Source organism: Asticcacaulis sp. (assembly GCF_027484505.1).
Classification (GTDB): Bacteria; Pseudomonadota; Alphaproteobacteria; order Caulobacterales; family Caulobacteraceae; genus Asticcacaulis.
On the sequence record NZ_JAIXSV010000132.1, the window covers coordinates 15592 to 29088 of the forward strand.

Genomic DNA, 13497 nt, shown 5'->3' on the forward strand with positions numbered 1-13497 from the left:
AGTCTTGAGTCGAGGGCTAGCCGGCTAGCGCCGGCTGTATATGAATACAGCCAAGCGACGACTGCGACGCCATAGACCAAGAATGGCGCTTATGACCGATAGTCACCATTAATGCTGATATACCCATGCGTCAGGTCACAGGTATAGACATGCGCTGAGGCGCGGCCAACGCCGACATCGACGCTGATTTCCAGCTCCTGTTTCTTCATATAGGCGCTCATCGCCGCCTCATCATAGGTCAGCGACACCGCGCCGTGTTCGGCGGCCACCAGCTCCCCGAAGCGGATGGCGAGGTGGTCGCGGTCCACCTCTTCCTCAGTCTTTCCCACGGCCATGACGATGCGGCCCCAGTTGGCGTCTTCGCCGGCCCAGGCGGTCTTGCACAGCGGGCTTTCGGCGATCGACTTGGCGATCTTGCGCGCTGACGCCGGTGAGGAGGCCCCCGTCACCGTGACCTTGACAAACTTGGTGGCCCCTTCGCCATCGCGGATGAGCTGGGTGGCGAGGCTGTGCATCACCTTTTCCAGCTTGTCGCGGAAATCGGCCAGACGCTTATCACCCGCGCGGCTGATCTTCGGGGCACCCGCCGCGCCGGTGGCAAACAGCAGCGCCGTGTCATTGGTCGAGGTGTCGCCATCGACCGTCACGCTGTTGAAAGTGGTGCGCGTATAGAGCCCCAGCAGCGATTGCAGCACGCCCGCTGAGAGGGTCGCGTCCGTGACGATAAAGGCCAGCATGGTCGCCATGTCCGGCGCGATCATGCCCGACCCTTTGGCGATACCGGCGATCTTCACCTCTACGCCGTCGATCAGCGCAGTTTCGTAAGCGCCCTTGGGGAAGGTGTCGGTGGTCATGATGGCCTGAGCCGCCGCGTGCCAGGCATCGGCCTTGAACGTGTCTTCGATCAGCGGCAATTGGGCGGCGATCTTGGCGTCGTCCAGCACCACGCCGATCACGCCGGTCGAAGCCAGCATAATATCGCGCTGACGGCAATCGAGCCGCCGGGCCACCGCCGCGGCCGTGCGCCGCGCCGCATCGGCCCCCAGCTTACCCGTAAAGGCGTTGGCGCAGCCGGCATTGCAGACCAGCGCGCGGATTTCATTGCCTTCATTGGCCGCCAGTTGCTTCTTGCACCAATCGACCGGGGCCGAACCGATACTGTGGCGCGTGAAGACACCCGCCGCCGTGGTGCCTTCGGCGAACTTCATTACCAGCAGATCAGGACGGACGTGCTTGTAATAACCCGCGCGGGCAATGGCGATATCAACCCCGCCCACCGGCGGCATGGGCGGCAGATCAACGGCCAGCGGCGACACGGCCAGACCGGGCTTGCCCGTCGCCGGTTTGGCGGGCTCAGCGGTTGCGGCCGTATGCACCCCCACCAGCTCAGCCCCGGTTTGCACGGCTTTTTTCAGCACATTGGCCAGTGGATCGAGCGCAGCCCCCAGCGGATTCACCTGACCGCGTTCCTGACCGGAAGCCGCGGCAGAGGTATCGGGCGTTTTGCCGGTCGGCGACGGCGGCTTGGTCATGGCGCGCAGCTCCAGTGAGTAGGACATCAAAAAGCGCGGCTTAGCCCCAAATCATGACGCTGTGAAGGCTTTTGTGCAGGGCGGTGCGGATTGCCTACTTCTTCGGTGCCGTGCGCGAAGACGAAGCCGAGACGGCGGCCTTTTCCGGGCTTTCGCCGACATCGTCAGCGGCCTCGCTGCCGCTGGCGCTGGAGGCCGCTGCCCCCGCCGGCGCCGAGGCTGGTTCGCGGTCTTCGCTGCTGCTCAGACCCTTGACCAGAAATTCGACGCGCGCCCCGTCGCGTAAGCCGCCCAGCAGGCCACGCACCTGCTCCAGCTTGAGCGCCGAGACAATACCCGGACGCGCTTCTTCAATCGTCATTGGCTGTTCCGGACGGCGCTCCTCGACCTTGAACACGGCCCAGCCGCCGTCGATCTGCACCGGTCCGGCGATCTGACCCGGCTTGGCCGTCATCAGGGCTGCGCGATAGCTTTCCGGGATAACGTCGGTGGTGAAATAGCCCATGTCACCGCCGTTAAAGCGCGTCGCCTGATCAATCGAGCGCTCCATGGCCATGGCTTCAAACAGGCTGCCGCCCTGAAGCTGACGCATCACATTGTCCGCTTCGGGCCGCGTCTTGACGAGGATCAGGCGAGCGCGAATTTCCTCGGACTTCTGCGCCAGCTTCACCTGTTCGTCGTAGAGGTCCTTGACCTTCTTGTCGTCAATAGAGGCATCGACGCTCTGTTCCAGCAGCATGTGCCCTAGAATATCCTCACGCGCCGCTGCGATGCGGCGCTGCGCCAGCTCGGTACGGTCAATGCCTTTTTTCAGCGCTGCCTGCGCCAGCAGCTTCTGGTCGATCACCTCTTCCAGCGTGCGGCGAAACAGGGGCGACGCCAGATCAAAGGGTTCGCCATCGCCGATCAGCCCCTGCTGAACCGCCTCATAACGCACGTCCGACGCCCAGATGGTATGGCCGTCGATGCGGGCCACGGCGACGTCGCCGGGCTCCGGCGGGCGCTCGTCCAGAGTCGGTTTGTCGCACCCGGCAATCGTCAGGGTCACAAGGGCCAGTACCGCCACCTGCCTGAGCTTTGTCCAACGCTGCATACTGAAAGCTTCCCCGCTGTCGTGCGCATCCAACTTACATTGACAGAACGCAAGCGCAAGCCTAAGTCAGTCCGCGCGCTTGAAAAGCGCCGGCTCACGCCTATTTGCCTATTACGCCATACACGTGACACCTTGATATTCTCCAAACGGGTGTGTCCGAATAAGGCGGACAGGTCAAAATACTGAAATCTAATCGTCGGGTATCTCATGCTGGCTTTCGCCAAATCTCTGTTCGGCTCCGCTAATGAGCGCAAGGTCAAGTCGATGGGCGGGCGTATTGCCCGCATCAATGCGCTGGAACCCCGGATGAAGGCGATGAGCAATGAGGAGCTGGCGCATCAGACCGTCCTGTTCCGCGAACGCATTGCCAACGGGGCATCGCTCGATTCGCTGCTCGAAGAGGCCTTTGCCACGGTGCGCGAAGCCGCCTGGCGCTCGATTGGTCAGCGTCACTACGATGTTCAGCTCACCGGCGGCCTGATCCTGCATCAGGGCGGCATCGCCGAAATGCGTACCGGCGAAGGCAAGACACTGGTCGGCACGGCGCCGGTTTACCTCAATGCGCTGTCGGGCAAGGGCGTGCACCTGATCACCGTCAACGACTATCTGGCCAAGCGCGACGCCGACTTTATGGGCCGCGTCTATCGCTTTCTGGGTCTTTCGACCGGCGTCATCGTATCCGGTATGTCGCCGGGCGCGCGCAAGGCGGCCTATGCCTCGGATGTCACCTACGGCACCAATAACGAATTCGGCTTCGACTATCTGCGCGACAACCTCGTCTATAACCGCGAGGAAATGGTGCAGCGTGGCCACCACTACGCCATCGTCGATGAAGTGGACTCAATCCTCATCGACGAAGCGCGCACCCCGCTGATTATCTCCGGCCCGACCGAAGACCGTTCGGAACTGTATAAGGTGCTGGACGCGCTGATCAAGGAACTGATTCAGGACCCGGAAACCTTTGAGTTGGACGAAAAGCAGCGTCAGGTCCTGCTGTCGGAAGCGGGCTCTGAGCGTCTCGAAGAAATGCTGACGGCGGGCGGGCATCTGGCCGAAGACACGACCGGGCTTTACGACGCCGCCAACGTCTCGCTGGTCCACCATGCCAATCAGGCCCTGCGCGCCAACACCCTCTACACGGTCAATAAGGACTATATCGTCAAGGACGGCGAAATCGTCCTAATCGACGAATTTACCGGCCGTATGATGCAGGGCCGCCGCCTGTCCGAAGGTCTGCACCAGGCCATCGAAGCCAAGGAAGCCGTGGCCATCCAGCCGGAAAACCAAACTCTGGCTTCGGTGACCATCCAGAACTATTTCCGCATGTACCAGAAGCTGTCGGGCATGACCGGCACGGCGGCAACCGAAGCGGCGGAATTTGGCGACATCTATAAGATGGACGTGCTCGAAGTGCCGACGCACCGCCCCATCAAGCGCATCGACTATGACGATGAGGTCTATCGCACCGAGCGCGAAAAGTTCAAGGCCATCGCCGATCAGGTCGCCGACTGCTATGTGCGCGGTCAGCCGATTCTCGTCGGTACGGCCTCGATCGAAAAGTCCGACGCCCTGTCGGAATTCCTCAAGACCTATGCCTACGACGTCGAAACCAAGGCCGTAAAACCGGAATACGCCAAGCTCGACAAAAAGGAGCTGACGAAGCTGGGTGATGCCGCCTTCGACATCGTGCGCGGGTCGGGCAAGGGCATTCCGCACAATGTGCTGAACGCGCGCCACCACGAAAACGAAGCCTATATCATCGCCGATGCGGGCGTGCCCGGCGCGGTGACCATCGCCACCAACATGGCCGGTCGCGGCACCGACATTCAGCTCGGCGGCAATGTCGATCTGCGGGTACAAAAGTGGCTCGAAGAGCAGGCTGAGGCCGGTGTGGAGGTGTCCAACGAGGCGCTTCTGGCCAAGAAGGCTGAGGTCGAAACCCAGATCGCCGACCTCAAGCTGAAATCGCTGGCTGCGGGTGGCCTGTTCGTGCTCGGCACCGAGCGTCACGAAAGCCGCCGTATCGACAACCAGCTACGCGGTCGTACCGGCCGTCAGGGCGACCCCGGCACCTCGAAATTCTACCTGTCGTGCGAAGATGACCTGATGCGCATCTTCGCCGGTGACCGCCTCAACGCCATGATGAAGACTCTGGGCGTCGAAGAGGGCGAAGCCATCACGCACAAGCTGCTCAACTCGGCCATCGCCACCGCCCAGAAGCGCGTCGAGCAACGCAACTATGAAATCCGTAAGAACCTGCTGAAATACGACGACGTGGTCAATGACCAGCGCAAGGCCGTCTTCGAGCAGCGTCAGGAGTTCATGGACACCGAAGACCTGTCGGAAATCGTCTCCGAAATGCGCGAAGAGACGATCCGCGACCTCGTGGACCGTCACCTGCCGCCCAAGGCCTATGCCGAGCAGTGGGATATTGCCGGGCTGAAAGAACAGTGCGAGCGCCTGCTGGGCCTCGACCTGCCGCTGGAAGAGTGGGCCGCCGAAGAAGGCATCGCCAACGAGGAAATCGAAGAGCGCATCCAGACCATTGCGGCGCAAAAGATGGAGGAACGCCTCCAGCTTCTGGGCCCGGATCAGATGAAGGCGCTGGAAAAGAACTTCCTGCTTCAGATGATCGACATGCAATGGCGTGAGCACCTGATGCACCTCGATCACCTGCGCGCGGTCATCGGTCTGCGCGGCTACGGTCAGCGCGACCCGCTGAACGAATACAAGACCGAGGCCTTCGCCCTGTTCGAGACGCTGCTGGTCAATCTGCGCCACAATGTGACGCGCTGGCTGATGACCGTCGAAATCCGCTTCCAGGGTCAGCCGGAGCCGGAGCCGGTGCGTTTTGAGGAGATCCACCTCAACCCCCTGACCGGTGAAAACGAACGCGCGCCGCAACTGAGCGACGACCTGACGCCTGAACAGCGCGCCGCCCTGCCCGTCTCGGCCCTTCCCGCGGGCTGGGAAAGCACCTCGCGCAACGGCCTGTGCCCCTGCGGTTCAGGCAAGAAGTTCAAGCATTGCCACGGCGCGTTGATCTAAGACCATCTTTTAAAGCGGCCGATAATCCCCCGGATGTCACATCCGGGGGATTGCTTTTTCGCGCCCCAAGATTCCCCCGTTGCCACCCCGTGAGGAATTGGTTAACGTCGCTTAAGGCCTGAGTGGTTTCGGGCACTTGGGGGTATAAAAATGTCGTGCATACGCGTTCTGACGTCGGGGTTGCTGATTGCCGGCACCGTTCTGAGCCTTGAGGCCCTTGGCCCTGCGGCGCAGGCGCAAACGATGGCCATCGCCAAAACACCGGCCCAGCCGGTCGTTCCCCCGTCCTTGCAAGGCTCATTCATTTCGCCCGAAGCGCCGCTGGCCCCGAAGATTGAGCTTGATCCGGCCCTGATCGGCATGGCTCCGCGCCTTGAGGGGACCGCCGCCGCCACCGTTTCACCCGAAGATAAGGCCGCCGCTGCACGCAAATCCCGCCGCATCGCGCTGTACAAGCAGTTGATGGAAACCAACGGCACGACCAAGAATGTGCGCCTGATCATGGGCAATACCAAGGCAGCGGTGCGTCTGGTCATTCTGGAACGCAAGGGGGCGCAGGCGCTCAGCGCCGCCGATGAGCTGAAGTTCAATCAGATCGCTGACCGCGTACTGAAAGAGGCCGAAGCCAGCATCATTGACCAGATCGCCACGGCCCAGTCGGCCAATTTCAGCGAAGAAGAAATCCTGACGCTCATAAGCGCCAATTCAGGCCCGGTCGCGGCCAAGTATAATGCCAGCAAGTTTGCTAATCCCGACGCCAATGCCCAGCAGATCCAGAGCTACATGGTCGAAGCGGTGATCAAAATTATCAAGACATTCAAGGAAGCCATTTCGGGCTGACCGGTAGCGCATTGTGAGATGGGGGTTTGAGTGGTGTATTTGAAACGCGTGATGACGGGTGCGTGCCTGCTGGGGCTGATGGGGGCCATAGGGGCGCAGGCGCGGGAACCGGAACGTGAACCCGGCGCGCGCATTGCCGTCATGCCGAAGCCGGAGCAAAAGCGGATGAATCCGCCGGTCACCGCGACGGCACCGCAGAGCGCGTCAGCCGCACCGGTGCAGGCGCCTATTCCGGCCCAGACTGTGGCCAAAATCAATCCGTCCCCTGTGGCGCAGCCCGCCGGTGAAATCGCGCCTTCGGTCGATATGATCGAAACCCCGGCTCCGGTGGTGACGGCAGCGGCGCAGGACGTTGGCCCTGTCGGTCCGGCCAAACCCACCGGTGATTTTGCCGAGCGCGTCGAACTGGCGCATCAGTTGCTGGAAGTGGACGGCACCGAGGCCATTATCCGCCACTTCGTCAGCGAAGTGCACATGCGCCTGATCATTGGCGAAGTGGGTAAGTACATAGATTTCAACAGCCTGAATGAAAGCGACCGCTATCGTCTGGCGACGATTGTGGCGACCGTTTCGACCGAACTGGGCGACAAGATCCTCACCCTGACGGCACGCGGACATGCACAGAACCTCAGCAAGGAAGAGCTTCTGTATCTGACCCGCATCAACGACAGCGACGCTCAGCGCAAGCTGACCCAGATGCGTATCGACGACACGGGTGAACTGGACAAGAACGCCACGCTGGTCATGCAGATTTCGGCGCTTAAAATCGTTCAGGAATTTGAAAAACCATGAGGTCTTCGGTCCTCAAGGCGCTGTTTCTGACTCTGGGCCTGCTGGTGCTGGCGGCGGCCCCCGCCTGCCTTCTGTTACCGCAAAACAAGCCAGCCGCACTGACGACGGGGCCCACCCTTCTGGCGGCCTATTGATCGGTACGTCGATACCGATGTTATTCTCCCTCTTGGCGAATCCTGAATTTGGGATACAGTATTAACCCATGGCCGAACCCCATAGTCGGTCAGGGCTAAAAAGTGCCGCCCGATACCGGGTTAAGGCACGTGAAAATTGGGAAAAATCGCCAAGGGAGGCGTCCAATGAAACACCTGGGTAAGATCGCGGTCGCCGCGATCACACTGTCAGCCTTGCTGGCCGGTACGGGCTATGCGCAAAGCGCCGATTGCCGCAAAAAATGCAATGACACCTATCAGGCCTGCCAGAAGGCCGGAACGTCTGAGGAAAAGTGCCGCGCCGCGTGGCTGGACTGCAAGAAGAAGTGCAAATAGGCGACCTATTGTTACAGGGCCGGAGCGCGCTCCGGCTCTATTCAACTTAGGCCTTGCGGTTTTCGGCAATAAGCGCATTGGACGCGCCTTCGATGCGCGTCTTGATTTCGCTCATGAATTCACCGCGCTTCAGCCCTGCCGGAACGGGCGGCAAGAATTCGAACACCACCGTGCCGGGTTTGCGGATAATGCCGTGCGCCGGCCAGCACTGACCGGAATTGGTGGCCAGCAGATGGCAAGGAAATTCAAGGTCACGATAAAGTGCGGCGACGCCCGGTTTGTATTCCGGGTCCTGCCCCACCTCTGAGCGCGTCCCTTCGGCAAAGATCAGGATCTGACGCGCGTTTTCCAGCCGGTCACGTGCATCGATAACCATGGCACGCAGGGCCTTGGAGGCATCCTTGCGGCGTATGGGGATCATGCGCGTGCGCCAGATATACCAGCCGAAAAACGGCAGGTAGGTCAGTTCCTTCTTCAGCACAAAGCAGGGGTCGTCCAGAATGACAAACGGCGCAATGGTATCGAGCATGCTGAGGTGCTTGCCCGCGATCAGGGCCGCGCCCTTAGGCCGGTGTTCCAACCCGCGGAACTCAACCTTGACACCACAGATATACCGCAGGCCAAACAGGACCAGATGCGCCCACAGCTTAACCGTCTGCATCCCCCAACGCCGCGACAGCAGCATGAAGGGCGTGCCCAACAGGCCGACGATGACGACCAGACCATAAAGCCAGACGACGAAAACAACCGAACGCAGGAAATTCAAGAGGCCGAACCTTCCGCCGCAGCCTCACCGGCCGCAGTCTCATCCTTTTTGCCCGAACTGGTCAGGCTGGAAAAAATATCACGCGCCAATATAGCCAGATACTTGCTGTATTCCACAATCAGCACGCGCGAACTGCGCCACGATTTCCACCACTCGCGCGCATCGAGCGTCGGGGTGGCCACCGGATAGGCGTGTAACTTGACCCCCGGCAAGGCCGCCTTGATCTCCAGCAGACTGCGCGGCATGTGATAGTCCGAGGTCACGACGATCAGGTCGTCAAACCCCTTGGCCTTAGCCCACTCAGCCACCTCGTAGGCGTTGCCAAGCGTGGTCTGCGCCTCGTACCCCAGATCGACGCAGCATTCATAGAGCTTTTTGGAGCCCTCGGTGACGGGCAGCAATTCTTCGCGCTTCACTTCGCGGTTGACGCCGGAAATCAGCATGCGCGCGCCCTTGCGTCGCTCCAGCAAGCGCATACCCTCCTTGATCCGCATGTCCGACGCGCCGGTCAGCACGACGATGGCGTCAGCGGCCTCTTCCGGTTCGGCGGCCGGAGTCGAATGGATCACGCGATCGGCGAAGGCGTAAAGCCCGGCCAACCACAGTCCAACCACCAAAACCACGGCCACAAGGCGGCGCATCAGCTTTTCCCCAGCATCTTCAGGGTCACGATACGCGCGGTTCCCGCCGCAATCAAGGCGGCGAGCAACGGACAGGGCAACAAAACCAGCAGGTCAAGCCACGAGAAAGGCAGTGCTAGCAACAGACTTTGTGACGAACCGGTCAGCTTGATCACCACCATGACCAGCCCCGCCGCTACCGCACCCAAGAGGCCGGAGATCGCGGCCATGCGCGCAAAGCGAAACTGAAAGCGACCCGCGATAAACGCGTCCGTCGCACCGCACAGGCTCAGGACCTCCACGATATTGGCACGCGCCATCAAACCCGCGCGCGTGGCAAAGCCCACCACCGCCGCCGCTGCGGAGGCAATCAGCAAAAATATACCCAGCGAAATCAGACGGATAATCAGCGCAGACGTCTCAATATCCTGAAGCCAGGTCGAATGATCATCGATGGTGGCGTCGATTTCCTTCTCGGACAACGCCTCCGACAGAGCCGCCGACTTGGCCGGTTTGGCCTCATCCAGCCGCACCTCTACCAGATTGGGCAGGGGCAGGTCCTCAAGCACGGCGTCGCCGAGCCACGGCTTGATCAGCGCCTTGGCGCGCTCCGGTTCGATGGCGGCGGCCTCCTTGACACCCGGCACTCCGGCCAGCACCTCGGCAGCGCGGGCGGCGGCGACCGAGCCACTTTCGAGGCCTGTCGGGCGCACCTGCACCGTCACTTCGGCGCGGATTTCGCGCGACCAGCCGGATGCCGCGCGATTCGAGGCCAGCGCAATCAGGGCTGACAGGGCCGCCAGAAAGAACAGGACGGCGATCACATAGTGCAGCGACACTTCGCGTGTGTCCTGCTCAGGCAACAGATCGCGGCGGCGCAGGCGTTTCCCGGCGGTCATAGCGCCCCCCCTACCGTCTGAGTGAGATCGCGACGCACCACCCGCCCCTCGCGCAGTTCCAGAACCGGCATACCGGAGGCGCGGATCAGCGCTTCGTCATGGGTGGCGATCAGCACGGTGGCCCCCAGGCGGTTCAGCTCGATAAACAGCCGCATGATGCGCAGACCCATGGCGTGGTCGATATTGCCGGTCGGTTCATCGGCTAGAATCAGGGTGGGCCGGTTAATCACGGCCCGCGCAATGGCCAGCCGCTGCTTTTCGCCGCCCGACAGCACATCCGGCATGGCGTGCAGGCGATTTTTCAGCCCCACCCAGCTCAGAAGCTCAATGACATCGGCCTCGAATCGCTTCGGGTCTTCCCCGCGCACAAACAACGGCAAGGCGGCATTGTCGAACACATCAAGGTGCTCCAGCAGGCGGAAATCCTGAAAGACGATGCCGATACGCCGGCGCATATCGGCGGTCTGCTTGCGGTCAGCCGGATTAAGAGGTTCGCCAAACAGGGTGATTTCGCCCACGGACGGCTTTTGCGCCTGATAGATCAGCCGCAAAAGCGAGGTCTTGCCCGCCCCCGACGGTCCGGTCAGAAAATGAAACGACCCGGCGGGCAGTGAAAAGTTCAAATCTTTCAGTATGTAGTGCTCAGGGTCATGTCCGGTATGCCCGGCCCCTTCATAGCCCAGCCCGACGTCGCGGAACACAACCACCTGGCTGTGATCCGGCTCAAAAAGATCGTCGTGTTCGTAGGCTGTTACCACAGGTTTCAGACTCGCGTTTTGAGGTCTTGTTAATGCTTTTCGGCCAAAAAGGTTAAGCACCCGTTTGGTTAACGGGCCTTATGTAGTGATTCGTCCGGATGCTTCTGACCTGTCCCAAATGCGCGCTCAGTTACGCGATTGATGAGGCCCAACTGGGGCCTCAGGGTCGCACTGTGCGCTGCGCCGCGTGCAAGACCACCTGGCACGCGGAAAAGCCCGAAGAACCGATCGAACTGCCGCTCGAAAAGGCCGTGGAAAAGCCTGCCACCGGGTTGAAGGAAGTCAAGGCGAAGAAGATTCCGTCGCTGTACCGCGACATGATCGAAAGCCAGAAGCGGCATAAGGCGCTGATGGCGCAGGGCATCATCTGGGGCGCGCTGGCGGCCACCTTTGTTGCCATGCTGGGCACCGCCTTCCTGCTGCGCGTCGATCTGGTGCGCGCCTTTCCGCGTCTGGGCGGGGCCTACGCGGCCGTGGGCGTTCCGGTGAATGCTGCCGGCCTCGAAGTGCTGGAGTCTAAGCTGGAAAACACCCTGCGCGGGGGCCGTTTTGTTGCCACGGTGACGCTGAAGGTCAAGAATATCCGCGATGAAGCCAATCCGGTGCCGCCGGTGCGTGTCGATCTGATGGACAAGGAGTCGAATCCGCTCGACACTACGCTGATCCCCCCGCTGGGTCTGACGCTGGAGGCCAACGAAACCCGCGTCCTGACCTTTGACATTCCCGACCCCTCCAACCGCGTCAAGAATATCAGGCTGGGCTTTGACCTGCAGGCGGCCAAGGACCTGTCGCGGGTGCGTCCGTCCCTGATGAACGGCACGGGTGGCGGGCACGGCGAAGAGGCGCACGGGGATGGCGGCCACGGGACACCACCGGCGACGGAAGACGCTCACGCGGCACCGGACCATGGGGCAGCCCCCGCTGCCGATGCCGGACACGCGCCGACGGCTGCGGAAAACGCGCATGGAGACGCGACAACCGCCGCCGACCATGCTACGGAAAAGCCAGCCGAGCTGCGGCCCGCCCCTGCTGCGCCCTCTGCCGAAGCTCATCACTAGATTTTACTGAGTTTACATGACCTACGACATTCTCCTGAGCGAGGCGGATATCGCCGCGCGCATCGACGCTATGGCCAGGGAGATGGCCCCGCGGCTGACCGAAGACACGGTGGGTGTCTGCCTGCTGACCGGCGGCATCTGGTTCGCTGCCGATCTGACGCGTGCGCTGGCCCGTCACGGCCTCGGTATCGGCTTTGATTCGATGTGGCTGTCCTCCTATGGCGATGGCCGTCAGAGCGGTGAGATGATCCTGCGTGCCGACCTGCAACGCCCGGTCAAGGGCAAGCAGGTGTTGATCATGGACGATGTGCTGGATACGGGCGCGTCGCTGAAATTCGCCCGCGACCACCTGCTGCGCGCCGGAGCCACCGAGGTGCTGACCGCCGTCATGGCGTCGAAGCCCGTCACGCGTCAGATTGAAGCCGATTATGTCGGCTGGGAAGCGCCCAAGCGTTATCTGGTCGGCTATGGCCTCGACGACGGCGGACGTCTGCGCGGCCTGCCGTTTATCGGCGCGCTGGACTGAGCGCGCAACGAAACCCATAACAAAAAGGCTACCCGGTTTCCGCTGGGTAGCCTTTTTGTTTTTCATGCACTACTTACGCTTGCTGAGATAGCCGTGCATGGTCATCCAGCGTACAAAGGCGTCGAACCAGCCGGTGCTGGTGGTTTCCTTTGGGTACATGCCAAAGCCGTGGCCGCCCTGTTCATAGTAGTGGAACTCAACCGGGCGCTTAGCCGCCTGCCAGCTCTGCACCAGACCGAAATCGCCGTGCGCGAACAGCGGGTCATCCGCTGCCAAAGCGATAAACAGAGGCGGCGCATCGGCGGGCACGGTGACTGCCGACAGCGGGCCATAGATGTCACCGATAAAGGCCGGCTTGGCGTCCCCCCCGGCCAGAGCGGTGGACAGGGTCAGCATGGCGCCTGCCGAGAAGCCCACCATGCCGATACGGTCAGAATCGATATGCCACTCTTTTGAGCGCGAGCGCACCAGCGCGAAGGCGGCGCGGGCGTCGGCGATCTGAGGGGCGATGCGGGTCATCGGGTCTTCACCCGGTGCCGGACGCGGGCGCGCCGCGCCGGCGAACATCTCCCGCATCGAGGCTTCGAAGCCGGCCATGTCGGCGGGGGTCGGGTTGAGGCGATACTTCAGCACGAAGGCCGCCACGCCGCGATCAGCCAGCGCCTTGGCGACGTCCCAGCCCTCGTTCTGCATGGACAGGGTACGGAACCCGCCACCCGGGGCGACGATCACGGCAGCTCCCGTGGCCTTTTCAGGCGACGGCAGGAAAGGGGTCAGGGTGGCGACGCTCACGTTACGGGCAAAGACGCTGCCGTACTGGCTATGCCAGGACTCAGGGGCCGTAGCCCCCGGCAGCGGGCCGGTATTCAGCACGATGGCATCGGGCTGCGCCGGTGTGGCAATCGGCACCATCTTGTCATTCTGGGCGAAGGCCGGGAGGGCCGTGCTGGCCACGGCTAGAAGCGCCATGGTCAGGGTTACAGACAGGCCGCGTGTCGCCTGCCGGAAAGAACCGGTTAAGGTCATGGTTTGATTTCCTCTCACTGTGCATTTGCGTTTCCCGCTCTGCGGCGGGGT

At 61.8% G+C, this 13497-nt stretch carries 14 protein-coding genes; 7 read left to right on the forward strand and 7 right to left on the reverse strand.

From position 1 onward, the window contains the following. Positions 1 to 89: 89 nt before the first annotated feature. Together argJ and Q0072_RS08350 are read right to left on the reverse strand one after the other, a co-directional pair. Positions 90 to 1532, reverse strand: coding sequence for a bifunctional glutamate N-acetyltransferase/amino-acid acetyltransferase ArgJ (argJ, locus tag Q0072_RS08345; protein ID WP_298328489.1), 1443 nt, complete (start codon positions 1530 to 1532; stop codon positions 90 to 92). 94 nt (positions 1533 to 1626) lie between these two features. Further along, positions 1627 to 2625: a peptidylprolyl isomerase gene (locus Q0072_RS08350; RefSeq protein ID WP_298328385.1), complete on the reverse strand. Its 999-nt coding sequence runs from the start codon at positions 2623 to 2625 to the stop codon at positions 1627 to 1629. Between the two features lie 207 nt (positions 2626 to 2832). Between Q0072_RS08350 and secA the strand changes: the two genes are divergently transcribed. From secA to Q0072_RS08375, 5 genes are all read left to right on the forward strand, one after another. Beyond that, complete coding sequence (secA, locus tag Q0072_RS08355) at positions 2833 to 5673, forward strand: preprotein translocase subunit SecA (protein WP_298328388.1); 2841 nt, start codon at positions 2833 to 2835, stop codon at positions 5671 to 5673. A gap of 150 nt (positions 5674 to 5823) precedes the next feature. Beyond that, a complete protein-coding gene (locus tag Q0072_RS08360) occupies positions 5824 to 6513 on the forward strand; it encodes a hypothetical protein (protein WP_298328391.1) in 690 nt (229 codons plus the stop codon). A 33-nt stretch (positions 6514 to 6546) separates the two neighbouring features. Next, entirely contained in the window at positions 6547 to 7305 is a 759-nt protein-coding gene (locus tag Q0072_RS08365) for a hypothetical protein (RefSeq protein ID WP_298328394.1), read from the forward strand. Continuing rightward, positions 7302 to 7439, forward strand: coding sequence for a hypothetical protein (locus Q0072_RS08370; protein ID WP_298328397.1), 138 nt, complete (start codon positions 7302 to 7304; stop codon positions 7437 to 7439). Before Q0072_RS08365 ends, Q0072_RS08370 begins: the two co-directional genes overlap by 4 nt. Before the next feature lie 165 nt (positions 7440 to 7604). Next, on the forward strand, positions 7605 to 7793 hold the full coding sequence (locus Q0072_RS08375; protein ID WP_290797795.1) for a hypothetical protein: 189 nt from the start codon (positions 7605 to 7607) through the stop codon (positions 7791 to 7793). Positions 7794 to 7839: 46 nt separating this feature from the next. On the opposite strand, the gene Q0072_RS08380 is transcribed toward Q0072_RS08375, so the two are convergent. The 4 genes from Q0072_RS08380 to Q0072_RS08395 are packed head-to-tail and all read right to left on the reverse strand — an operon-like array spanning position 7840 to position 10836. Beyond that, positions 7840 to 8559: a 1-acyl-sn-glycerol-3-phosphate acyltransferase gene (locus tag Q0072_RS08380; protein WP_298328402.1), complete on the reverse strand. Its 720-nt coding sequence runs from the start codon at positions 8557 to 8559 to the stop codon at positions 7840 to 7842. Continuing rightward, positions 8556 to 9200: a YdcF family protein gene (locus Q0072_RS08385; RefSeq protein ID WP_298328405.1), complete on the reverse strand. Its 645-nt coding sequence runs from the start codon at positions 9198 to 9200 to the stop codon at positions 8556 to 8558. Before Q0072_RS08385 ends, Q0072_RS08380 begins: the two co-directional genes overlap by 4 nt. Further along, entirely contained in the window at positions 9200 to 10078 is an 879-nt protein-coding gene (locus Q0072_RS08390; RefSeq protein WP_298328408.1) for an ABC transporter permease, read from the reverse strand. Before Q0072_RS08390 ends, Q0072_RS08385 begins: the two co-directional genes overlap by 1 nt. Next, positions 10075 to 10836, reverse strand: coding sequence for an ATP-binding cassette domain-containing protein (locus Q0072_RS08395; protein WP_298328411.1), 762 nt, complete (start codon positions 10834 to 10836; stop codon positions 10075 to 10077). The genes Q0072_RS08390 and Q0072_RS08395 overlap by 4 nt, the downstream gene beginning before the upstream one ends. A gap of 98 nt (positions 10837 to 10934) precedes the next feature. Here Q0072_RS08395 and Q0072_RS08400 point away from each other — a divergent pair, with 98 nt between their 5' ends. Both Q0072_RS08400 and Q0072_RS08405 read left to right on the forward strand, forming a co-directional pair. Next, positions 10935 to 11894, forward strand: coding sequence for an MJ0042-type zinc finger domain-containing protein (locus Q0072_RS08400; RefSeq protein ID WP_298328415.1), 960 nt, complete (start codon positions 10935 to 10937; stop codon positions 11892 to 11894). A gap of 16 nt (positions 11895 to 11910) precedes the next feature. Further along, positions 11911 to 12420 (forward strand): phosphoribosyltransferase, encoded by a 510-nt coding sequence (locus Q0072_RS08405; RefSeq protein ID WP_013480719.1) that lies wholly within the window; start codon positions 11911 to 11913, stop codon positions 12418 to 12420. A gap of 69 nt (positions 12421 to 12489) precedes the next feature. On the opposite strand, the gene Q0072_RS08410 is transcribed toward Q0072_RS08405, so the two are convergent. Beyond that, on the reverse strand, positions 12490 to 13446 hold the full coding sequence (locus tag Q0072_RS08410; protein WP_298328422.1) for an alpha/beta hydrolase: 957 nt from the start codon (positions 13444 to 13446) through the stop codon (positions 12490 to 12492). Positions 13447 to 13497 lie beyond the last annotated feature (51 nt).

What these genes read in the sequence shown, in the direction of transcription:
- Q0072_RS08350 (WP_298328385.1), bottom strand. Translation starts at nt 2,625, where the DNA reads ATGCAGCGTTGGACAAAGCTCAGGCAGGTGGCGGTACTGGCCCTTGTG.
- secA (WP_298328388.1), top strand. Translation starts at nt 2,833, where the DNA reads ATGCTGGCTTTCGCCAAATCTCTGTTCGGCTCCGCTAATGAGCGCAAG.
- Q0072_RS08400 (WP_298328415.1), top strand. Translation starts at nt 10,935, where the DNA reads ATGCTTCTGACCTGTCCCAAATGCGCGCTCAGTTACGCGATTGATGAG.
- Q0072_RS08385 (WP_298328405.1), bottom strand. Translation starts at nt 9,200, where the DNA reads ATGCGCCGCCTTGTGGCCGTGGTTTTGGTGGTTGGACTGTGGTTGGCC.
- Q0072_RS08370 (WP_298328397.1), top strand. Translation starts at nt 7,302, where the DNA reads ATGAGGTCTTCGGTCCTCAAGGCGCTGTTTCTGACTCTGGGCCTGCTG.
- Q0072_RS08390 (WP_298328408.1), bottom strand. Translation starts at nt 10,078, where the DNA reads ATGACCGCCGGGAAACGCCTGCGCCGCCGCGATCTGTTGCCTGAGCAG.
- Q0072_RS08360 (WP_298328391.1), top strand. Translation starts at nt 5,824, where the DNA reads ATGTCGTGCATACGCGTTCTGACGTCGGGGTTGCTGATTGCCGGCACC.
- Q0072_RS08375 (WP_290797795.1), top strand. Translation starts at nt 7,605, where the DNA reads ATGAAACACCTGGGTAAGATCGCGGTCGCCGCGATCACACTGTCAGCC.
- argJ (WP_298328489.1), bottom strand. Translation starts at nt 1,532, where the DNA reads ATGACCAAGCCGCCGTCGCCGACCGGCAAAACGCCCGATACCTCTGCC.
- Q0072_RS08405 (WP_013480719.1), top strand. Translation starts at nt 11,911, where the DNA reads ATGACCTACGACATTCTCCTGAGCGAGGCGGATATCGCCGCGCGCATC.
- Q0072_RS08410 (WP_298328422.1), bottom strand. Translation starts at nt 13,446, where the DNA reads ATGACCTTAACCGGTTCTTTCCGGCAGGCGACACGCGGCCTGTCTGTA.